Origin of the sequence: Streptomyces sp. NPDC049585 (genome assembly GCF_040675615.1) — a bacterium.
Lineage (GTDB): Bacteria > Actinomycetota > Actinomycetes > Streptomycetales > Streptomycetaceae > Streptomyces > Streptomyces luteosporeus.
Window position 1 is genome coordinate 256,168 of record NZ_JBFAPE010000005.1, and the last position, 20,305, is coordinate 276,472.

Annotated in this window: 18 protein-coding genes; 16 read left to right on the top strand and 2 right to left on the bottom strand. The window is 74.4% G+C overall.

Features of this window, described 5'->3' with window-relative positions:
- The first annotated feature begins 196 nt into the window (after positions 1 to 196).
- The 4 genes from AB0K17_RS08705 to AB0K17_RS08720 all read left to right on the top strand — a co-directional run bounded on the left by AB0K17_RS08705 (position 197) and on the right by AB0K17_RS08720 (position 5,190).
- The gene (locus tag AB0K17_RS08705; protein WP_365982576.1) at positions 197 to 2,869 is read left to right on the top strand and encodes a LuxR C-terminal-related transcriptional regulator; all 2,673 of its coding nucleotides are present in this window, start codon (positions 197 to 199) and stop codon (positions 2,867 to 2,869) included.
- 111 nt (positions 2,870 to 2,980) lie between these two features.
- Entirely contained in the window at positions 2,981 to 3,181 is a 201-nt protein-coding gene (locus AB0K17_RS08710) for a hypothetical protein (protein ID WP_365967876.1), read from the top strand.
- A gap of 173 nt (positions 3,182 to 3,354) precedes the next feature.
- On the top strand, positions 3,355 to 4,692 hold the full coding sequence (locus tag AB0K17_RS08715) for a hypothetical protein (RefSeq protein ID WP_365982577.1): 1,338 nt from the start codon (positions 3,355 to 3,357) through the stop codon (positions 4,690 to 4,692).
- 90 nt (positions 4,693 to 4,782) lie between these two features.
- Entirely contained in the window at positions 4,783 to 5,190 is a 408-nt protein-coding gene (locus AB0K17_RS08720; RefSeq protein ID WP_365982578.1) for a hypothetical protein, read from the top strand.
- 19 nt (positions 5,191 to 5,209) lie between these two features.
- Here AB0K17_RS08720 and AB0K17_RS08725 read toward each other — a convergent pair whose 3' ends face one another.
- Complete coding sequence (locus AB0K17_RS08725; RefSeq protein WP_365982579.1) at positions 5,210 to 6,157, bottom strand: helix-turn-helix domain-containing protein; 948 nt, start codon at positions 6,155 to 6,157, stop codon at positions 5,210 to 5,212.
- Between the two features lie 99 nt (positions 6,158 to 6,256).
- On the opposite strand from AB0K17_RS08725, the gene AB0K17_RS08730 reads away from it, so the two are divergent.
- Both AB0K17_RS08730 and AB0K17_RS08735 read left to right on the top strand, forming a co-directional pair.
- Positions 6,257 to 6,943 (top strand): HD domain-containing protein, encoded by a 687-nt coding sequence (locus tag AB0K17_RS08730; RefSeq protein WP_365967872.1) that lies wholly within the window; start codon positions 6,257 to 6,259, stop codon positions 6,941 to 6,943.
- A 111-nt stretch (positions 6,944 to 7,054) separates the two neighbouring features.
- Entirely contained in the window at positions 7,055 to 8,194 is a 1,140-nt protein-coding gene (locus tag AB0K17_RS08735) for an alpha/beta hydrolase-fold protein (protein WP_365967871.1), read from the top strand.
- Between the two features lie 60 nt (positions 8,195 to 8,254).
- On the opposite strand, the gene AB0K17_RS08740 is transcribed toward AB0K17_RS08735, so the two are convergent.
- On the bottom strand, positions 8,255 to 10,123 hold the full coding sequence (locus AB0K17_RS08740) for a hypothetical protein (RefSeq protein ID WP_365967870.1): 1,869 nt from the start codon (positions 10,121 to 10,123) through the stop codon (positions 8,255 to 8,257).
- Positions 10,124 to 10,474: 351 nt separating this feature from the next.
- On the opposite strand from AB0K17_RS08740, the gene AB0K17_RS08745 reads away from it, so the two are divergent.
- The 10 genes from AB0K17_RS08745 to AB0K17_RS08790 all read left to right on the top strand — a co-directional run bounded on the left by AB0K17_RS08745 (position 10,475) and on the right by AB0K17_RS08790 (position 20,259).
- On the top strand, positions 10,475 to 10,747 hold the full coding sequence (locus tag AB0K17_RS08745) for a hypothetical protein (protein ID WP_365967869.1): 273 nt from the start codon (positions 10,475 to 10,477) through the stop codon (positions 10,745 to 10,747).
- A gap of 193 nt (positions 10,748 to 10,940) precedes the next feature.
- On the top strand, positions 10,941 to 12,038 hold the full coding sequence (locus AB0K17_RS08750; protein ID WP_365967868.1) for a hypothetical protein: 1,098 nt from the start codon (positions 10,941 to 10,943) through the stop codon (positions 12,036 to 12,038).
- A gap of 55 nt (positions 12,039 to 12,093) precedes the next feature.
- A complete protein-coding gene (locus tag AB0K17_RS08755) occupies positions 12,094 to 13,296 on the top strand; it encodes a sedoheptulose 7-phosphate cyclase (RefSeq protein WP_365967867.1) in 1,203 nt (400 codons plus the stop codon).
- A complete protein-coding gene (locus AB0K17_RS08760) occupies positions 13,289 to 14,005 on the top strand; it encodes a cupin domain-containing protein (RefSeq protein WP_365967866.1) in 717 nt (238 codons plus the stop codon). Before AB0K17_RS08755 ends, AB0K17_RS08760 begins: the two co-directional genes overlap by 8 nt.
- Positions 14,002 to 14,403, top strand: coding sequence for a hypothetical protein (locus AB0K17_RS08765; protein WP_365967865.1), 402 nt, complete (start codon positions 14,002 to 14,004; stop codon positions 14,401 to 14,403). Before AB0K17_RS08760 ends, AB0K17_RS08765 begins: the two co-directional genes overlap by 4 nt.
- A complete protein-coding gene (locus tag AB0K17_RS08770) occupies positions 14,400 to 14,978 on the top strand; it encodes a VOC family protein (protein WP_365967864.1) in 579 nt (192 codons plus the stop codon). Before AB0K17_RS08765 ends, AB0K17_RS08770 begins: the two co-directional genes overlap by 4 nt.
- A complete protein-coding gene (locus AB0K17_RS08775; RefSeq protein ID WP_365967863.1) occupies positions 14,975 to 16,531 on the top strand; it encodes a GMC family oxidoreductase in 1,557 nt (518 codons plus the stop codon). Before AB0K17_RS08770 ends, AB0K17_RS08775 begins: the two co-directional genes overlap by 4 nt.
- Positions 16,532 to 16,551: 20 nt before the next feature.
- Positions 16,552 to 17,478 carry a VOC family protein gene (locus tag AB0K17_RS08780; RefSeq protein WP_365967862.1) on the top strand — a complete coding sequence of 309 codons (927 nt, stop codon included), beginning with the start codon at positions 16,552 to 16,554 and terminating at the stop codon, positions 17,476 to 17,478.
- Between the two features lie 97 nt (positions 17,479 to 17,575).
- Complete coding sequence (locus AB0K17_RS08785; RefSeq protein WP_365967936.1) at positions 17,576 to 18,223, top strand: response regulator transcription factor; 648 nt, start codon at positions 17,576 to 17,578, stop codon at positions 18,221 to 18,223.
- An 11-nt stretch (positions 18,224 to 18,234) separates the two neighbouring features.
- Complete coding sequence (locus tag AB0K17_RS08790) at positions 18,235 to 20,259, top strand: histidine kinase (protein ID WP_365967861.1); 2,025 nt, start codon at positions 18,235 to 18,237, stop codon at positions 20,257 to 20,259.
- Positions 20,260 to 20,305 lie beyond the last annotated feature (46 nt).

Below are 20,305 nucleotides of genomic sequence, written 5' to 3' on the forward strand. Positions count from 1 at the left end.
GGACGGCGCGGCGGCGAGCCGGTGCCTTGGGCGTGCGGGTGTCACCCGGCCGGACCGCAGTGCGGGACCCGGGTGGCAGGGGTGCGATCAACGCCCGGGGCGGTGACGATGGAGGCTGAGCGGTCACATGAGGCGGCCCGGACCGGGACGGACGGATGGGCCCGGCACCGGGTCGTCTCCCCACGGTGGTGAGGCCATGCCCGCGACGGAGCGGCCGGCGCAGGGATCGGTGCTGTCCTGGTCCGGTGATCCGCTGCTCGCGGCGAAGTTCGCGCCGCCCGTGGTGGCGCCCGCGCTCGTCACCCGGCCGCGGCTGACCGATGCTCTGAGCGCGGCTGCGCAGGGGCCCTTGACCCTGGTCACCGGCCCCGCCGGGGCGGGCAAGAGCGCGGCGTGCGCGGGATGGTCGCGCGCCGGCGCGGCGCCCGGGCCGGTGGCCTGGCTGACGCTCGATCCCGGTGACGGGGCGCCGGGTGTCTTCTGGAGCTACGTCCTCGAGGCGCTGCGGCGGGCCGTGCCGGGGCGCCTGTCCGGGCTGCCGGTGCCCGCCTGCCCCGGCCGGGTCGCGTCCTCGCTGCTCGTACGGCTCGCGGCGGCACTGGAGGGCCTGGCGGAGCCGGTGGTGCTGGTGCTCGACGGCTTCGAGAAGGTGACGGGCCGCCAGGTGCCGGCCGGGCTGGACTTCCTCCTGGCACACGCCGGGCCGCGGTTCCGGCTGGTCGTGAGCAGCCGGGTGGATCCCCTGCTGCCGCTGCACCGCTACCGGGCCGAGGGCCGGCTCACCGAGATCCGCGGCGCCGCGCTGGCCTTCACGCCGGACGAGACGGCAGCGCTGCTGCGCGCCCACGGCCTGGGCGTGCGGGACGACGCCGTGCGGGACGAGGTCGTCGAGGGGCTGGCGCGGCGCACGGAGGGCTGGGCCGCGGGGTTGCGGCTGTGCGCCGTGGCCCTGCAGGACGCCGGGGATCCGGCCGCCTTCGTCCGGTCCTTCGCCGCCTCGGAGCGGGCGGTGAGCGACTACCTGCTCACGGAGGTGCTCGACGCACAGCCCGCGGGCGTGCGGGAGCTGCTGCTGCGCAGCAGCATCCTCGACCGGGTCGATCCCGCGGTGGTGGACGCCCTGACCGGGCGCCCGGGTGCAGAGGGGGTGCTGGAGCGGCTGGGACGGGACAGCGTCTTCCTGGAGATCGTGCCGGGCACGGACGGCTACCGCTTCCACCCGTTGTTCGCCGGGGTGCTCCGCAGGCGGCTGCAGATCGAACATCCCGCGCTCGTGCCGCGCCTGCACGGGCGTGCCGCGCACCTGCTGGCCTCGGCCGGACGGCCGGCCGAGGCGCTGGAGCACGCGGTGCAGGCCGGACAGTGGCGACGCGCCGCCTCGGAGGCCGTACGGGGGCTGCTGGTGGCGGACCTTCTCGCCGAACCGGAGACCAGTCGCATCGAACAGACATTCTCCTGCCTGCCCGCCTCCGTCCCCGGTGCCGAGCCGGCCCTCGTGGCGGCCGCGTGCCGGCTGATCCGGCACGACGGGCCGGGATGCCGGGCACGCCTGCGCCCTGCCGAGGACGCCGCACGGCAGGGGCGGCCGGAGGCCGTGACGCCGGAATTCCGCCTCACCCTCGCACTGCTGCGCCTTCTGAGCATGCCGTACGGGCCGTGCGAGGGGCCGGCGGCGGGCGAGGAGGCCGCCGCCGTGGCCGCCGACCTGACGCCCCGGCCGGCGCCCGAGCACCCCGGCGCGCACCCCGCCCTGGAAGCACTGCGCCTGCGGGGGCGGGCGCGCAGCCTCCTCGGCTGCGGCCTGCTCGACGCCGCTCGCCGGACGCTCGCCGAGGCCGTCGGCGTCTGCCCGCCCGGAACGGCCGTGCACCTGCGGCACACGTGCCTCGGCCTGCTCGCACTGGCCGAGAGCGCCGACGGCGCCCTGACGTCGGCCGAGGACCACGCGCTGGAGTCCCTGGCAGTCGCCGACCGGCACGGCCTGCCCGCGGGCCACCGGTCGGGCACGGGGCTCCTCGCCCTGGCCGCCGCGGCCCTGGCGCAGGGGGACGCCGAGGCCGCCCGCCGCCGCGCCGAGGAGGCCGCCCTGTACCCCGACACCCGGTCGGACCCCCTGCTGCGCACCCAGGAGGCCGTCCTGCGCTGCCGCTTCGAGCTGGCGCACGGACGGTGGGAAGCCGCCGCGGCGGCCCTGGCCGGCCGGGCAGCGGAGGAGGAGCACTGGCCCGCCCAGCAGCTGGCCCTCGCCCGCGCCGGCGTGGCCCAGGCCCGCGGGGACCACCTGGCGGCGGTGGCCGCCCTGCGCGGCGGCACCGGAGCGGCGGCCCTGGTCGCCCTGGCCCGCTCCCGCCTCGCCATGGGGAGCACCGGCCGTGCCCTGGCCCTGCTGGCGCGCGCGGAGAACACCGCGCACGCCGGCCTGCCGGACCGTGTGGCCGCCCGGCTGCTGCGGGCCCAGGCGGCAGTGGCGCACGGCGAGAAGGCGGCGGCGGAGCGCCTGGTGGGCGACGCGCTGGACGCCGCCCGGCCGGAGCGGCTGCGCCGTCCCTTCATCGAGGCGGGCCCCTGGCTGCCGTACCTGCTGGAGCGGTCCGGCGGGGCCGGTGCGCTGCGGGCCCGCAGCGGCTGGCTCACCGAGCGGGCACCGGGCAGCGGCTCCCCGTTCCCCGGCCCCTTGCAACCGCTGAGCGCCCGCGAACGCGAGGTGCTCGCCTGTGTGCAACGGATGATGTCCGCCGACGAGATCGCGGCCGAGCTCGGTCTGTCGGTCAACACCGTGAAGACCCACCTGCGCAGCGTCTACCGCAAGCTCTGCGTGTCCCGGCGCCGCGACGCGGTGGAACGCGGCAGGGAACTGCGGCTGCTGTGACGGTCCTGCACGCCGGTGGCGTGCCACCTGTTGCGGGTGGTGCGGGGGCGCGTCTCCGGCGCGCACGGTGAGGGGGAAGGCGACCGGACCGGCAGTGGGAGCGGCATCGACATGCGCTACGAATTCCGCGTGAACGGCATCGTCTCCCGCCTCCTGGCGGAGACGTTCCCGGAACTGGACCTCCGCCCTGCGCCCCGGCAGACGCTGTGCATCGGCAGGGTCATGGACGAGGCGCACCTGTACGGGCTCCTCCTGCGCTTCCAGGACCTCGGCCTGCGGGTGGAGGAGATGCGGCGCCTGCCGGAGGAATAGGCCGTCTCCGGCGGATCGTCGTCACGCGCCACCACGGCGCCCCGTAGGGGCGCGGGGCACTGCGCGATCCGCCGGACGTGCCCTGGCGGCATCCGGCCCCCTCACCCCCGGCGGGTGATCCCGCGCGCGGGGCACGGGAGCACCCTGTCACGTCACGGCGAAAGGAATGGGCCATGACCGAACCTCCGCTCAGCCCCGCCGAGGTCCAGGAGTACCGGCGGCTGCGGGACCGCGAACACCTGCGGCACCGGCGATTGCGTTATGCCGTGACCGCGGTGCTGCTGGTCGTGGCCTTCGTGCTCTCCCCGCTCGCGGTGGTGGCGACCTGGGCCCACACCCAGGTATCGGACACCGACCGCTATGTGCAGACCGTCGCGCCGCTGGCCAAGGACCCCTCCGTGCAGAAGACCGTGACGGACCGGCTCACCGCACGGGTGATGGACAACGTGGACGTGAACGCCATCACGGACGCCCTCGGCAACGCCCTGGCCAAGACGAACGCCCCGCCCCCGGTCGTCGACAAGTCGCACCTGCTCGCCGGTCCGCTCAGGAACGCCATGACCGGCGCGGTCCACGACGTGGTCAACAAGGTCGTCACGAGCGAGCAGTTCGCGCAGGCTTGGGACGGCGCCAACCGCAGGGCCCACGCCGCCGTCGTCAAGACGCTCACCGGCGAGGGCAACAGCGCCGTGCGGGCGAAGGGCGACGCGGTCGTCCTCGACCTGGGCACCGTCGTGGACAAGGTCAAGCAGAAGCTGGTCGACGAGGGCTACCAGAAGGCCTCGGCCATCCCCGATGTCGACAAGTCGGTCACCCTGTTCCGGACCGACAAGCTCGATGACGCGCAGAACGCCATGCAGTTACTCGACACCCTGGGCACCTGGCTGCCCGTCGTCACGATCGTCCTCGCCGCCGTCGCCGTGTGGAGTGCTCCCGCACACCGGGTGGCGATGATGAGCGCGGCCATCGGCATCGGGGTGATGATGCTGGTGCTCCTGGTCGGGCTGGCGATCGCACGGCGCGTCTACCTCGACTCCGTCCCGCCCTCGGCCCTGCCGCCCGATGCGGCCGCCTCGATCTACGACACGTTCGTACGCTTCCTGCGCAGCAGCACCCGCACCGTCCTGGTGATCGCGGTGATCACGGCGGTGGCCGGGTACCTGTACGGCCCCGGGCGCGGCGCCCGCTTCGTCCGCTCGGTCAGTGCCCGGGGCACCGGCGCCACGGGCCGGGCGATGGCCCGCAGCGGCCTGCGCACCGGCGCGACGGGCCGCTGGCTGCAGGGGCACCGGCCCTGGACCACGGGCATCGTCATCGCCGGGGCCGTCCTGGCCCTGGTGCTGTGGAACTACCCGACGGCGGCCTGCGTGGCCCTGGTCCTGCTCATCGCCGTCGCCGTGCTCGCCGTCCTGGCCGTCCTGGCGGCAGCCGGCACGGCGAACGACACAGCGAACGGGACGGCGAACGGCACGGACGGGGGCACGCCGGGCACGGTCACCCGCAACGTGTGAGGCGCCGGCCGCTCGCCATCGCGACGCTGGAGGCATTGCACTGATTTCCCGCAACCGAGCCACCAACGAGCCGAACAAAGGAGACAGGCCATGTCGTCCTCGCTCGATCCCCACACCGACAGGTCCGCTGCGGCAGCGGCGGGACTGACGGTGTTCGCGGCCGTGATGATGCTGATCGTGGGATTCCTGAACATCTTCCGGGGCATCTCGGCCATCGTTCACGACGCGGTGTACGTCAGCACACCGAGCTACGTCTACAAATTCAGCGTGGCGGGCTGGGGCTGGGTGCACCTCTTCCTCGGCATTGCGGCGGTCATGGTGGGCGTCGGCCTCTTCAAGGTCTCCACCTGGGCCAGAGTGCTGGGCATCGCTGTCGCGGCACTCGTCCTGCTCGCCAACTTCCTCTCGCTGCCCTACTACCCGCTGTGGTCGCTCGTCGTCATCGCCCTGGCCGCCTTCGTGATCTGGGGCCTGTGCGTCGTACGCCACAAGGCGTGAACCACGGGACGTCCCCGCCCTACCGGAAGGTCGCGCGGTAGGCCTGCGGGGACGTGCCCGTGTGGCGGGTGAAGTGGTGGCGCAGGGTCGTCGGGGAGCCGAAGCCGGTGCGGTCGGCGATGTGCGCCACGGACAGCGCGGTGGTCTCCAGCAGTTGCTGGGCCCGGTGGATGCGGGCGCGCAGCAGCCACTGCAGCGGGGTGGTCCCGGTCTGGGACCGGAAGTGGCGGTTGAGCGTGCGGACGCTGGCGTTCGCGCGGCTCGCGATGTCGGCGAGGGTGAGGGGGCGGTGGAGGTTGTCCTCCATCCAGCGCAGGACCGGCTGGAGGGCGCCGGGGTCGGCGGGCGGCAGGGGGTGTTCGATGTACTGGGCCTGACCGCCGTCGCGCTGCAGGGGCATGACGGTGCGCCGGGCGGTGGCCGCCGCGAGGTCCGCGCCGAGGTCGCGGCGCACCAGGTGCAGGCACAGGTCGAGGCCCGCGGCCACCCCGGCCGAGGTGATCAGGGAGCCGTGGTCGACGAAGAGAACGGCGGGGTCGACGTCGATCCGCGGGTGGCGGCGGGCGAGTTCGCCGGCGTACCTCCAGTGGGTGGTGGCGCGGTGGCCGTCCAGGGCTCCGGTGGCGGCCAGGGTGAAGGCACCGACGCACACCGACGCCAGCCGGGCCCCGCGCTCCGCCGCACGCCGCAGCGCCTCCACGGCCGCGCCCGGGGGTGGGTCCAGGAAGCCGGCGTGGGCGGGGACGACGACCGTGTCGGCCTCCTCCAGGACGTCGAGCCCGTAGGGGGTGTGCAGGCGGAAGGCACCGTGCTCGGGCGACGTTCCCGCGCTCCCCTCCGGGGCGCAGACGCGGATGTCGTAGTGCACCCGGCCCGCTGCCTGGTTGGCGGTGCCGAAGACCTGTCCGGGGACGGACAGCTCGAAGGGGACGACGCCGTCGAGTGCGAGAACGGCCACCACAGTCATGGCCAGAATTTAGCGCAGGTCGGCATTCGTGCCACTGGGCGGGGGTCCGGCAAGGCCGCAGGATCGAGGAACCACCCGATCACGTAAGGAGCCCTCCGCATGACCCCCGTCCTCGACGACTTCGACCTGCCGGGCACGGATCTCGCCGGCCACGCCCTGCGCTACGCCCGCGAGGTCGAGCCGGCGGTCGTTTTCCGGCACAGCGTGCGCAGTTACCTCTTCGCCCGGGCGGTGGCCGACCGCCGCGGCTGGACGGCCGGGGCGGACTTCGACGACGAGCTGGTCTTCCTGGGCTGTGTCCTGCACGACCTGGGCCTGTCCGAGCAGGGCAACGGCCATCAGCGCTTCGAGGTGGACGGCGCCGACCTGGCCGTGCGCTTCCTGCGCGAGCACGGTGCGAGCGAGGAGCGGGCGGCCGTGGTGTGGGACGCCGTGGCCCTGCACACCTCGGAGGGCATCGCCTGCCGCAAGGGCCCGGAGGTCGAGCTGGCCCATCTGGGGATCGGCACCGACGTCCTCGGGCACGGCCGGGAGCTGTTGCCGGACGGGTTCGCGGAGCGGGTGCACGCCGCCTATCCCCGCGACGACCTGGCCTACGCGCTGACCGACCTGATCGTGGGACAGGCCCTGGCCGACCCTGCCAAGGCCGGCCCGCTGGGCTTCCCCGGTCAGCTGCTGCGCCGTCACCTGCCGCAGGGCGCCCTGCCCGACTGGTACGACCTGATCGCGCAGGCCGGTTGGGGCGACCGGCCCGCACAGGCGGCGTCGGGCAGGCCACAAGCATGAGGTGGAACGTTTTGCCGTGAACGGCTGTCTAGCCTGGTGCACACCGAATGGCAGTGCTCTGGACGGATGCGTCCAGGCCGGAACGGCAAGCACAGAGGGAACAGCTCATCCATGGGCCTGACGAGTAGCACGCTTCTCCTGTGCACGGCTGCGTGCACAGTACTGATGTTCGCCTTCACCGTGTGGCTGTGGCCACGGCTGGGGCGCCACACCTGGAGACATGTGCTGGGGCGCGTGGCGGTGCTCGTCCTCGGCCAGGCCCTGCTGTTCTCCTCGGTCGCCCTCGCGGCCAACCGCAACTTCCTGATCTACGACTCGTGGGCGGACCTCGCGGGCACCAAGCCCCCGGTGAAGGCGGCGCCGGGGGGCGGCACGGCCGTGCAGGTCCTCGGGCGGCAGGCCCCCGAGGTGCCCGGCGGCAGCAAGCCGCGGGTGGGCGGCGTGGTGGAGAAGGTCGTCGTGCACGGCGAGCGCTCGGGCAGCGCCGCCCAGGCGTACGTCTATCTGCCGCCGGAGTACTTCCAGAAGGGCAACGAGCAGCGCAGGTTCCCCGCCGCCGTGGTCCTGACGGGCTATCCGGGCGCGGCGGAGAACCTGGTCAAGGGCCTGCGCTACCCCAAGACGGCATGGACGCAGGCCAAGCAGAAGCGGATGCAGCCGATGATCCTGGTGATGATGCGGCCAACGGTCTCGGCGGCCAACACCCAGTGCATCGACGTGCCCGGCGGCCCGCAGAGCGAGACCTTCTTCGGCACGGACGTCGTCAAGGCGGTCGCGAGCACGTACCGCACCGGCGCCTCGCCGCACGGCTGGGCCATCGTCGGGGACTCGACCGGCGGCTACTGCGCCCTGAAGATGGCGCTGCAGCACCCGGAGACGTACGCGGCCGGAGTGGGTCTGTCGGCGGACTACAAGCCGGAGATCGACGCGGACTCCGGCGATCTGTTCCATGGGAACAAGAAAGAGGAGAAACGATCCGATCTGCTGTGGTCCCTGGACCACCTGCCACAGGGGAAGACCTCGTTCCTGGTGACGACCTCGCACCAGGGCGAGTCGAACTACCGGCCGACCCAGCAGTTCATCAAGAAGGTCAAGCACCCGGCCCGCGTCTCCTCCATCACCCTCGACCGCGGCGGCCACAACTTCAACACCTGGCGCCGCGAGATCCCGCCGGCCCTCAGGTGGCTCAGCGGCCGGCTCTCCGTGGAGGGCCACCAGCCGCCCGCCTCCACGGCGCCGGTGCGGCGGTAGCACCGCGCAGCCGTACGTGCCCGCCGCCCGGGAGGCGGCGGGCACATACGGGTCGCGGCATCAGGTCGCGTACGCCCGGACGTTGGTGATCACGCCGTCGGTCCTGTTCTTGTTGAACACCCACACCGTCACGGCCAGCTCGGAGTGGGGCTCGATGCAGTGCCCCGTCCGCGGCGACTGGATGGCGATGGTGCCGTCGGCGCCGTTGTCGGTGACCGTATACCAGTGGTCGGGGTTGCCTCCCTGGTTGAAGATGCTCCCCGGCGAGGTGACGTCGAAGCGGAGCGTCCACTCACAGATCCGCTGCTCGGTCGCCTTGAGCTTGAAGTTGTACGTCCACACGAAGCCCTCCCAGCCCGCGGGCCAGCTCTGCTGGGAAGGTCCGGTCTGCGTGTAGGTGATGTCGGTCTGCGGGGGACCGACCTTGGTGGTGACCGAGCCCTTCTTGTGCGGCGAGGTGTTGCCGACGGTGCCGGTGTCGCTCTCCGAGGTCGTGGTGATGTCTCCGGTGTAGCTGCGGTTGATGGTTCCGGTGAGCAGCACGACCGCCTGACCGCCCTTGGGGAAGGCCGAGAAGGGCTGCGTGAACGTGGCACCCGACACCGTGCCCTGTTCGGCAACCACGCCGCCGGAGACCCGGGTGGCGTCCAGGTGGACGTCGCCGAGCTGCTGGGTCGTGCCCGTGATCTTGGCCGTGGTCAGGGCGGCGGGACCGTTGTTCACCAGCGTCATCCGGTACGTGACCGGCTTGCCCGCGTCGGCGCTCGCCGGGCCCGTCATCGTCAGCGGCACGTCGGCCTGGGCCGGCGGCGCGGTCACCGTGGTGGTGACGGAATCGGAGTAGTGCGTGGAGGTGTTGGCGACGGTCTCCGAGGTGACCGTGCCGTCGCAGGTGATGCTGCCGGTGACGCCCTCCTTGACCGTGCCGTTCAGCGGCATGGTGACCGTGGCGCCGACGGGGAGGGTGAGCAGCTGGGTGTACGTGCCGTCCTGGATGCTCCCCTGCCCGGCGCTCGCCCCGCCGGTGAACACGAACGTCCCGAAGGCCGCCCCGGTCACCTCGCTGGGGATCTTGCCGTGGACGCGGGCGTCGGGCACGGCGTTGGGGCCGTTGTTGCGCACCTTGATGGTGTATCCGATCGGCGAGCCGGCCTGCAGCGTCTGCGGGCCCTCCATGTGCAGCGGGACGTCCGCCGGGAGGGTGACCTCCAGGTTGCGGACCTCGTAGTTGTTGGTGACCGCGCCGGTGGCGGCCGACAGCCCGAGTTTCAGCGTGGCCGGTAGCGGGACCTGTCCCGTGGCGGCGCCGAGATCGTAGTTCTCGATCAGCGCCCGCCAGTTGTTGCCCTCGCGCACCGCGACCGTCACCTTCTTGGAGATGATCGACAGCAGGACGCGGGTCGGGGACTGCCGCGAGAGGCTGAGGGTGGGCAGAGCGGCTCCCGCGAGGTACCGGTAGCCGTCGTAGCCGTTGCCCGAGCCGCGGATGACGGCGTGGTTCGGCCGCTGCCCCGGCCCGGTGTCGCCGGCCTGGGTCGGGTTGGAGAACGACCCGTACTGGTCGATGCCGATGCCCACGTACCCCTTGGTGACGCCGGGCTTTTTGTCCGCCTGGCCCTTGTGGTAGCTGGCGTAGCCCAGCGCACCGCCGGGGCCGCCCGCGCCGGTCTCCGTGCTGCCGTCGATCAGGAAGAACGACATGCCGTCGGCGACGTCACCGCTGCCGCCGTAGGCGGCGAGGTCGAACTGCACGGAGATCCCGTTGTCGCTGGGGAAGGCGCGGTCGTACAGCGCCGTGCCCGCCTGGAAGGTCCGGTTCTGCGTGAGGCTGAGCCAGCCCTGGCCCGTCATCCGTGCCGAGCCCAGCAGCTTCCAGTCGGCGGGCGTTGCGGTGCCGTCGAACGACTGCCTGTACGGGAATACCGACATTCCGGGACCTCCGCTCGATGCGCGCGTCGCGCTGTGGCGCGACCGTCGGCGTGACGCTACGTCGCCTTGCGGCCGCACACAGCGCCGTGAACCCGCCAATGACCCGTAACCGGTTATCCGGCAAAGACCGGTGGCACAGGCGGCACGCAGGACGCTCCTCCACGCCGTGCACGCACCGTGCAGCTCCGGCCCATGGCCAAAACGCCCCGCCCAACCGTTTCCGCGCGGGGCGCATTTCCCTTGCCCTGTCCGGAAACACACCACGCGCTCGTACGGGAGTTCGCACAAGGCAACGGCCGCCGGCCCGGCGCGCGTCCCGGCCGTTCCCGCCGGCCGCCCTACGGTGGACGCATGAAGGGAATCGTCATCGTCTACGAGTTCGACCGGCCGGTGACCGCGGCGGACGCGGACGCGACCGGCGAGGACGCCGCCACTCCCCACGTGGTGCACGCGGCGCCCACCGCCCCGGGGTCGTCCTCCGCCGGGCCGCGGACGTTCTGCGGCCGGGACACCTTCGACATGAAGAGCACCCCGTGGCAGCCCTCGGCCGACTCCTGGTACCCCCCGCAGTACGCCGACCGGGTGTGCGCCGCCTGCGACACCGCCATGGAGGACGAGTTCTGAGGCTCCCGCCCGGGTTGTGACACTGCCGCCCGTGGCGGCGGACCGGGACACGGACGGGGCGGTGACGGGGCCGGGGCCTCATGTGCCCGGGGCGCGGGGCGGCCGACGGTGGGAGGGCAATGCCCTTCGGGCGACGACCTCCTCGGGCCACGGCCCGTCTGCGAGTCCCGTGATGACCTCCCCGCTTCCGTCCGTGACCCTCGACCGGAGCATTGGCTCCGGCCTCGCGTCCTTCCCGCTGCAGGTGCGGGCCGGGCCCGCCTCGTGGGACGAACTGTCCGGCGTCCTCACGCGCCTGGCGGCCGAACGCTTCGTGCTGCTGACCGACCCCGGCGTCCCCGGGGCCCACGTCGAGCGCGTCGGCCGCCTCCTGCGCGCCGCCGCGCCCACGCGCCTCCTGACGACGGCGGACCCCTCCGCCATGCCGTCCGGCTCCGTGGTCGTCGCCCTGGGCGGCACCGGCGTCCTCGACGCCGCCGCCGCACCCGCGGCCCGCTCCGGCCGGCGGCCCGTGCTGCTGCCCACCACGCTGCCCGCCATGACGGACACCGCGCTGTCGCTGGCCGGCCCGGCCGGGCCGCGGCCGGTGCCCGCGCTGGTCCGCGCGCAGCTGGAGTTCCTCGACACGCTGGCACCCGGCGCCGTTCGGCCGGGGCTGTACGCCGTGGTGCGCAACGTCCTGTCGGTGTGCCCCGCCTCCTATGACCAGGTGTGCGCCCGCCTGCGCCCCGACGGCCGGTACGACCGGCGGGCCCTGGCCTGCTTCCTCGTCCTGTGCGCCGACTCCCGTACCGCCCTGACCTGCTACGACCCACTCGAAGAGGGACCTGCCGGGGTGCTGCGGTACGGGCATGCGGTGGCCGGCGCGCTGCGCCTGCTCGGCGTGGGCGCGCTGCGGTACGGCGACGCCGTCGCGCTCGGCATGCTGGTGGCCGCCCGGTGCGCCCGGGAGCTGGGGCTGCTGGGCGCGGGCGACGAACGCGCCCACCACGACCTGCTCGCCCGCTGGGGCGCCCCCGCCGTCCTGCCCTCCCCCCTGACCGCGGACGACGTCCTGCGGGCCCTGTGGCAGCAGCAGGGCACGGACGCGGTCGGCATGGTCCTGCTGGAGGGCCTGGGCCGGCCGCACGTCCACGCGGGCCGCACGGTCACCCAGCTCGGCCCGGACGTGCTGCGCTCGGGCCTGGCGGCGACCGCCCCGGCCGCGGCCGCGGTGCCGGGACCGGCGGCCGGGACACGGCCGGGACCGCCGGCTCATGTGCCCGGGACGCCGGGACGGCCAGCGTGGTGAGGGACGTTTTCTCCCGGCCCCGACCGGACCCCTGCCTTGCGTGAAGGAGACCATCGTGACCTCCGCCCCGATCTCCCCCGCCCGCCACGGCCTGTTCACCTCCGGCGAGCCCGTCCGCTCCTGGACCGTGAGCACCGCCAAGCCCGTCCGCTACGAGGTGGGCTTCGCGCCGGGCCTGCTGGACCCCGCCAACCCCGCACTCGCCCGGGCCGGGGCACCGGCCGGCGGCCCGGCGCCCGCCCGCCGGCTGTTCGTCGTCGAGAGCACGGTCGACGCGCTGTACGGCGAGCGCATCCGCGCCTACTGCGCAGCCCGCGGCCTGGAGCACGCCGTCCATGTGCTGCCCGCCCACGAGCGGCTGAAGACCATGGACGCGGTCTTCTCCGTGGTGGAGGCGATGGACCGCTTCGGCGTCCCCCGCCGCAGCGAGCCCGTCGCCGCCGTGGGCGGAGGCGTGCTGATGGACGTCGTCGGCCTGGCCTGCAGCCTGTACCGGCGCAGCACCCCCTACGTCCGCGTCCCCACCACGCTGATCGGGCTGGTCGACGCGGGCGTGGGCGCCAAGACGGGGGTGAACTTCGGGTCGTACAAGAACCGGCTCGGCAGCTACCACCCCGCCGCGCAGACCCTGCTGGACCCCGCCTTCCTGCGCACCCTCGACCGGCGGCACGTCAGCAACGGCGCCGCCGAGATCCTGAAGATGGCCCTGATCAAGGACGAGCCCCTGTTCCGCCTGCTGGAACGGTACGGCGCACGGCTGATAGCCGGACGCTTCCAGGACGGGGCGGCCCGGGAGGTCCTGCGCCGGGCCGTGCACGGCATGCTGCAGGAGCTGCAGGGCAACCTGTGGGAGCACGACCTGGAGCGGATCGTCGACTACGGCCACTCCTTCAGCCCCACCCTGGAGATGCGGGCCCTGCCCGAGCTGCTGCACGGCGAGGCCGTCTGCCTGGACATGGCCCTGACCACGGTCATCGCCGAACGACGCGGCCTGGTGCGGCCGCCGGAGCGGCGCCGGGTCCTCGCGACGATGCGCGACCTGGGGCTGCCCGTGTGGCACCGGCTGTGCACGCCGGAGGTGCTGGGCGAGGCGCTGGCCGACACGGTCCGTCACCGCGACGGCAGCCAGCGCCTGCCGCTGCCCCGCGGGATCGGCCGGGCCGTGTTCGTCGACGACGTCACCCCGAAGGAGATGGCGAGCGCCGCCGGCGTCCTGAGAGGCCATCACGAGCACGCCTGGGAGGCACCCGATGCGTGAGGCAGTCGTCGTCGCCACCATCGGCGACCCGGCCGACGTGTACGGCGTGCACGCCGCCGAGGGCCACTCCCGCTGGACGTGCCTGGCCCGGCGCACCGGGCTGCACGGCGGCTGGGAGGCCGTCGAGTGGGCGTGGCTGCCCCCGGGCGGCGTCAGCGGCGAGCACCGGCACACGCGCACCGAGGAGTTGTACTTCGTCCTGACCGGCGCGGGTGAGCTCACCCTCGACGGCCGGCCCCGGCCCGTCGCGCCCGGCACGACCGTCCTGACGGCGACCGGCAGCCGGCACGGCCTGCGCACCACCGGCCGCACGCCGCTGTCCTGGCTCGTCGTCGAACTCCCCGCGCCCCGCCCTTTCGAGGAGACCGCCATGCACGCCACCGGCAACCTCCGCAGCACCGTCGTCCCCGACCTGTCCCGCAACGGCCCGCTGGACGCCTCCACCGTGCTCGGCGGCCCGCTGCGCACCGTGCGCGTCACGCGCCTGCCGCCGGGCGCCACCGGCGACTTCGACTCCGCGGGCGCGGAGCACACCGTGTACGTCACCGGCGGCGCCGGCACCGCGCGGGCCGGCGGGGCGAGCGTGCCGCTGGCCCCCGGGGTCTGCCTGACCCTGCCGCTGGGCACCGGGGCCCGCCTGCGGGCCGGCGCCCACGGCCTGGAGTACTTCCACGCCGTCCTGGCCGTCCCCGCCGAGGAGCAGCGATGATCGTCAACGCGAGCCGGCACACAACGGTCCTCCTCGCCGGCGGGCGGGCGGGCGTCCGCATCCGCTGCCTGGCCCGGCGCGGCATGCTGCACAGCGAGTGCGAGGCCGTCGACCGGGTGGGCCTGGCGCCCCACGCGCGCTACGACCTCGCCGGCCGCGCCGGCACCGAGGCGGCCTGGTACGTGCTGCGCGGCCCGGTCACCGTCACCAGCATCGCACGGAACCCGCTGACCGACGGCGACCTGCTCCTGGCGCCCCGGGGCGAGGAGGTGAGCTTGCGCGCCGGGCCGAAGGGCGCCGAGCTGCTGTGCCTGACCCTGACCCCGCCGGCCGTCACCCGCGGCCTGCCGCCGCGCAGCCCCGACCTGAGGAACGAAGCCCCGAAGGAGCCGACATGACCTCCACCGCCACCACTGCCCGTACCCGCCGCCCGGGTGTCCCCGGCGTGCGCGGTGTCCACCACGTCGCCTTCACGGTGCCCGACCTCGACGAGGCGGTCGCGTTCTTCACCGGCGTCCTGGGCGCCGAGACGGCGTACCGCACCGGACCGATCGGCGACCCGGGCGGCGACTGGATGCACCGGCAGCTCGGCGTCCACCGGCGCTGCACCGTGCACATCGCAATGCTGCGCCTGGGCCCCACCCTCAACATCGAGCTGTTCGCGTACAGCGGCCCCGGCAGGCGCCGGCGGATGCCCGGCAACAGCGACGTCGGCGGACACCACCTGGCCCTGTGGACCGACGACTTCGACGCCTCCGTCCGCCACCTGACCGCGGCCCCGGGCGTACGGATGCTCGGCGAGCCGCAGCGCGTGGACGAGGGGCCCATCCGCGGCACCCGGTGGGTCTACCTCACCACCCCCTGGGGCCTGCACCTCGAACTCGTGCACGCCCCGGACGACCTGCCCTACCGGCGGCAAACCGGCGTACGGCTCTTCCAGCCGCCGGCCCCGGACGACGGGAGAGGGCCGTGACCGGCATCTGGGGGCCCGGCACCCCGCCCGTGGTCCGGGACGACGCCGCGGCCTACGAGGCCGACGTCGTGGTCGTCGGCTCCGGTGCCGGAGGGGCGAGCACGGCCTGGGCCCTGGCCCGCACCGGTGCCCGCGTCCTGGTGGTCGAGCGCGGCGGGTTCCTGCCCCGCGAGGCGGCCAACTGGTCGCCGCAGGCGGTCTTCGGCGACGGCCGCTACCGCAACGCCGAGCCCTGGCACACGGCCCGCGGCCGGCCCTTCACCTCCGCCGCGCACTACTACGTGGGAGGTACGACCAAGGTCTACGGGGCGAGCCTGCCGCGGATGCGCGAGAGCGACTTCGCGGCGGTCGAGCACCTGGAAGGCACCTCCCCGGCCTGGCCCTTCGGCTACGCCGAGCTGGAGCCGTTCTACGCCGAGGCCGAGCGCCTGTACCGGGTGCACGGCCGCACCGGCCACGACCCCACCGAGCCCGCCCGCTCCGGCCCCTACCCGCATCCGCCGGTCGCCCACGCGCCGGTGATCGCGGAGCTGGACCGCCGGCTGCGCGACCAGGGACTGCACCCCTACCCGCTCGAACTGGGCATCGACCTGGCCGACGGCGGCACATGCGTGCGCTGCGGCACCTGCGACGGCTTCCCCTGCCGCGTCGGCGCCAAGAGCGACGCGGAGACCCGCGCCCTGCGCCCGGCCCTGCGCTCCCCCACCGTACGGCTGCTCACGCACACGTACGTCTCGCGGCTGCGCACCGACCCCACCGGGCGCACGGTCACCGCCGTCGAGGCCTCTCGCAACGGCCACCCGGTCCTCATCACGGCCGGCACGGTCGTCGTCTCCTGCGGGGCCGTCAACTCCGCGGCGCTCCTGCTGCGGTCGGCGAGCGGTGCGCACCCCGGCGGGCTGGCCAACGGCAGCGGCCTGGTGGGCCGCAACCTGATGCTGCACCACAACAGCATGCTGATGGCCGTCGATCCGCGCAGCCGCAACCCCGTCGTCTTCCAGAAGACCCTCGCCGTCAACGACTTCTACCGCGCCGGGGCCCACACGCCCCATCCGCTGGGCAACCTGCAGCTGATGGGCAAGGTCCACCCGGCCGCGATGGCCACCGCCCACCCGCACGTGCCACGCCGGGTCCTTGCGGAAGTGGCGGACCGCAGCGTCGACTGGTGGCTGATCTCCGAGGACCTGCCGAGCCCGGACAACCGCGTGCTGCTCGGCCCCGGCGGGGGCATCGTCCTCGATGTGCGTCCGGCCGGCGCCCGCGCCCACCGGCAGCTGGTGCGGGCGGGGGCGCGGATGATGCGGCGCGCCGGCTACCCGCTGGTGCTCGGCCACCGCATGGGCATCGAGCACACCGGCCACCAGTGCGGCACGACGGTGGCCGGCCGCGATCCGGCCGCTTCGGTGCTGGACCCCTTCTGCCGCAGCCACCAGGTGCACAACCTGTTCGTCGTGGACGGCGGGTTCTTCCCCTCGTCGGCCGCGGTCAACCCCACCCTGACCATCGTCGCGCAGGCCCTGCGCACGGCCCGCCTGGCCGTGCTGCAGGCGTGAACGCGTCCGAGGAGCCCGTCATGTCACTGCACCGTCTGTCCTCCGTCACCATCGGGGTCCCCGACCCCGCCGCAACGGCCCCCTACTACGCCGAACTCGGCCTGCGCCGGGACACCCACGGCTGGTTCTCCACCCGCGACGGGGGCCGCCAGCTGCGGATCGTGCCCGCCCCCACCCGCCGCCTGGTCGAGATGCGCGTCGGCGTCGACGACCCCGACGACCTGGACGCGGCCGCCGCCCGGCTGGGCCGCATGGGCGTGGCCGCCGTGCGCGGGCCCGGCGAGCGGCTGACCGCCACCGACCCCGCCACCGGCGCCCGCGCCGTGCTGCAGGTCGAGCCGCGCCCGGCGGTGCCGGCCACGCCGCCCACCCCGTACAACGGGCCCGGGCGCGAGGAGCGCACCGCCGGCCGGGCCCCGGGCGTCCTGCGCGCGCACCCGGTGCGGCCCAGCAAGCTGGGCCACGCGGTGCTCGGCACCCCCGAGCCGCCGACGACCGCGGCGTTCTTCGGCGACGGCCTCGGCTTCAAGGTCAGCGACTCCCTCGGCGACGCCGGGGCCTTCCTGCGCTGCTCGACCGACCACCACAACATCCTGGTGCTCGCGGCGCCGGTGCCCTTCCTGCACCACACCTCCTGGCAGGTCGACGACGTCGACGACATCGGGCGCGGTGCGATGGCCATGCTTCAGGACCATCCCGAGCGGCACATCTGGGGGTTCGGCCGGCACCACATCGGGTCCAACTTCTTCTGGTACCTCAAGGACCCGGCGGGCAACTTCACCGAGTACTACTCCGACATGGACTGCATCGTCGACGACCAGCTGTGGGATCCGGAGGTCTTCGACGTCAACGAGAGCTTCTTCAGCTGGGGACAGCCGCCCCCGCCCTCGTGGATCGCGCCCGAGGACCTCGCGGCGCTGATGACGGGCACGCACACCGCCCGCTGACCGCACGCGCGGCCGCCCGGGGCGAGCAACAAAACGAGAGATCGCCCCGGGCGGCGGCTAGCGTCGGTCTGTGAGACCGCAAGACGAGGACGCCGCCATGCCCCGTGTCCTGATCGTCGACGACCACCCGCTCTTCCGCGACGGCCTGCGGACGGCCCTGGAGGCCACGGGCGGCGCCACCGTCGTCGCCGAGGCCGCCACCGCCGGCGAGGTGCTCGAGACCGTGGCCCGCGAGCGTCCCGACGTCGTCGTCATGGACCTGGCCCTGCCCGACGGCTCCGGCATCGACGTCACCCGGCAGCTGGCGCAGCGCCACCCCGGGCTGCCGGTGCTGATGCTGACCATGTCCGACGACGACGGCAGCCTGCTGGCGGCCCTGCAGGCCGGTGCCCGGGGCTACCTCGTCAAGGGCGCGGGCGCCGGCGAGGTGCTGCACGCGGTGCGCACGGTGGCCGCCGGCGGCGCGGTGTTCGGCCCGCGGACGGCGGCCCGGCTGACCGCGCTGCTGCAGGAGGGCCGGCGGCACGACGCCGAGCGGCTCTTCCCGGCGCTGACGGCGCGGGAGACCGAGGTGCTGCAGCTCATCGCCCGCGGGCTGGACAACCGGCACATCGCCCGGGAGCTGGTGCTCTCGGAGAAGACGGTCCGCAACCACGTCACGCACGTCTTCGACAAGCTCCAGGTGACCACCCGCGCCGAGGCCGTGGCCCGGGCGCGGGACGCCGGCCTGGGGGACGAGGACTGACGGGCCGCGCCATGGCCGGGAGCGGAGCCGGGGGCACCGGGCGCGCGCTGACCTTCGGGACGTACGGGCTGACGGTCGCCGCCGCCGTGGTGTGGGCCGTCCTGGCGCTGGCCCACCTCCACGACGCGCGGCTGGCCCCGTACGTCGTCCAGCGGGGGCCGTCGGTGGTTGCCGCGACGGGCGTGGTCCTGCTGGGCTCGTTCATGGCGGCCCACCGCCCGAGCAGTGTGCTGGGCCCGCTGCTGATCGCGACCGGGGCGGCGAACGTCGTCTCGGACGCCGCGACGCTGGCCGCCTCGGTCGCCTCCGTCCCGCGGGCCGGCAGCGACGCGCTGGCCGCCTTCTCGGTGTCCTCCTACGCCATGGCGGCCTTCACCTTCTACGTGCTGCCGCTGTACCTGCCGAGCGGCGAGCTGCCCCGCCGGCGGATCTGGCGCCCGTACGTGGCGCTGCTGGCGCTCTGGAGCGTGGTGCACGCCTTCGCCGACCGGATCGCCGCGCGCAGCTACACGCTGCCCGATCCCACGCTGCACGACGGCTGGGGGCACCTGCGGTCGTTCCTGGCCGGCCATGTGCCCGTCGTGCTGCCCATGACGGGCATTTTGCTGACGAGCCTGACCGTGATGGTCGTGCGGTGGTGGCGGGACCCGGACCCGCGCCAGATCGTGCCGGTCGTGCCGTACGTGCTGTGGCTGGTGATCGTCTACGTCAACCACATCGTGCCGCTGAGGGGGGCGCTGTGGTCCCTGGCGTACACGGTGGCGGCCCTGTGGCCGTTCTGCGCGGTGTACGCCATCCGCCGCGACCGTTCCCGGCCGCTGGACCGGGCGACCCGCAAGGCGCTCGCCTCGCTGCTGCTGACCGCCGGCCTGGTCACCGTGTTCACCGGCGTCTCCCTGCTGGCGCTGTACGCGGTGCCGGGCAGGGCGGGCGGGGGCACCCTGGCGGCGGAGGCCGTCGGGCTGGGTCTGGGGGCGCTGCTGTACCCGTGCGCGCGCCTGGCCCTGCGGGCGGTGGACCGTATCTACTACGGCGACCGCGCCCGTCCGTACCAGGTGGTGCGGGAGCTGTCCCTGCGGCTGAGCGGTGCGGCCGCGCCCGCGCAGGCGCCGCGGCTGCTGTGCGACACGGTGGTGACGACCCTGCACCTGCCGGGCGCCGCGGTGGTGGTCGACACCCGCGGCGGGCCCCGGACGCTGGCCACGGCCGGTGCGCCGGTGCCCGGTTCGGACGGCTTCCCGCTGACGTTCGAGGGCAGTGTCGTCGGCCGCCTGCACGTCACGCCGCGCACCGGGGAGCGGGCCCTGGACCCGCAGGACCGGGAGGTGCTCCGCTCGCTCGCCGACCAGGCCTCGCCCGCCCTGGCCTCGCTGCGGCTGTACGAGGACCTGCGGGCCGCCCGCGAGCGCATGGTCCTCGCCCGCGAGGAGGCGCGCCGTACCCTGCGCCGCGACCTGCACGACAGCCTGGGACCGGCCCTGTCGGGGGCGCGGTTGCAGGTGGACAGCGCGCGGTACGCGGTGCCGGAGGGCTCGGCGGCCGCACGGCCGCTGGAGAGCGCCTCGGAGGGCATCGGCGCGGCCATCGCCGAGCTGCGCCGGATCTCCGCCGGCCTGGCCCCCGCCGCCCTGGACCGGGGCGGGCTGGGCGGGGCGCTGCGGCAGCTGGCGGACCGCTTCCGGCACCGGCTGGAGGTGGACGTGCGCTTCGCGCCCGACCCGCTGCCGGCCCTGCCGGCGGCCGTCGAGGTCGCCGTGTACCTCATCGGCGGCGAGGCGCTCAACAACGTCGTCCGGCATGCGGGGGCGCGGGCGGTGGTGCTGGCCGTGCGGGTGGTGCCCGACGAGGTCACGATCGAGGTGCGCGACGACGGCCGGGGGCCGCCGCAGGACCCGCCGCGCACCGGCGTCGGCATCGGCTCCCTGCAGGAGCGGGCCGCCGAGCTGGGCGGACGGTTCACGCTCGAGCCGGGCGAGGCCGGGGGTGCGGTGGCCCGCGCGTCGTTCCCGCCGGTGGCCGGGCCGTTCCCGGGCTGAGCGCGCACACCGGGTGCACGACCGTTCACATGTACCCCGTCCGGGC

Bases quoted from the DNA above. Each gene is read 5' to 3' on its own strand.
- AB0K17_RS08705 (WP_365982576.1), top strand. From the start codon at position 197: ATGCCCGCGACGGAGCGGCCGGCGCAGGGATCGGTGCTGTCCTGGTCC.
- AB0K17_RS08710 (WP_365967876.1), top strand. From the start codon at position 2,981: ATGCGCTACGAATTCCGCGTGAACGGCATCGTCTCCCGCCTCCTGGCG.
- AB0K17_RS08715 (WP_365982577.1), top strand. From the start codon at position 3,355: ATGACCGAACCTCCGCTCAGCCCCGCCGAGGTCCAGGAGTACCGGCGG.
- AB0K17_RS08720 (WP_365982578.1), top strand. From the start codon at position 4,783: ATGTCGTCCTCGCTCGATCCCCACACCGACAGGTCCGCTGCGGCAGCG.
- AB0K17_RS08725 (WP_365982579.1), bottom strand. From the start codon at position 6,157: ATGACTGTGGTGGCCGTTCTCGCACTCGACGGCGTCGTCCCCTTCGAG.
- AB0K17_RS08730 (WP_365967872.1), top strand. From the start codon at position 6,257: ATGACCCCCGTCCTCGACGACTTCGACCTGCCGGGCACGGATCTCGCC.
- AB0K17_RS08735 (WP_365967871.1), top strand. From the start codon at position 7,055: ATGGGCCTGACGAGTAGCACGCTTCTCCTGTGCACGGCTGCGTGCACA.
- AB0K17_RS08740 (WP_365967870.1), bottom strand. From the start codon at position 10,123: ATGTCGGTATTCCCGTACAGGCAGTCGTTCGACGGCACCGCAACGCCC.
- AB0K17_RS08745 (WP_365967869.1), top strand. From the start codon at position 10,475: ATGAAGGGAATCGTCATCGTCTACGAGTTCGACCGGCCGGTGACCGCG.
- AB0K17_RS08760 (WP_365967866.1), top strand. From the start codon at position 13,289: ATGCGTGAGGCAGTCGTCGTCGCCACCATCGGCGACCCGGCCGACGTG.
- AB0K17_RS08765 (WP_365967865.1), top strand. From the start codon at position 14,002: ATGATCGTCAACGCGAGCCGGCACACAACGGTCCTCCTCGCCGGCGGG.
- AB0K17_RS08770 (WP_365967864.1), top strand. From the start codon at position 14,400: ATGACCTCCACCGCCACCACTGCCCGTACCCGCCGCCCGGGTGTCCCC.
- AB0K17_RS08780 (WP_365967862.1), top strand. From the start codon at position 16,552: ATGTCACTGCACCGTCTGTCCTCCGTCACCATCGGGGTCCCCGACCCC.
- AB0K17_RS08785 (WP_365967936.1), top strand. From the start codon at position 17,576: ATGCCCCGTGTCCTGATCGTCGACGACCACCCGCTCTTCCGCGACGGC.
- AB0K17_RS08790 (WP_365967861.1), top strand. From the start codon at position 18,235: ATGGCCGGGAGCGGAGCCGGGGGCACCGGGCGCGCGCTGACCTTCGGG.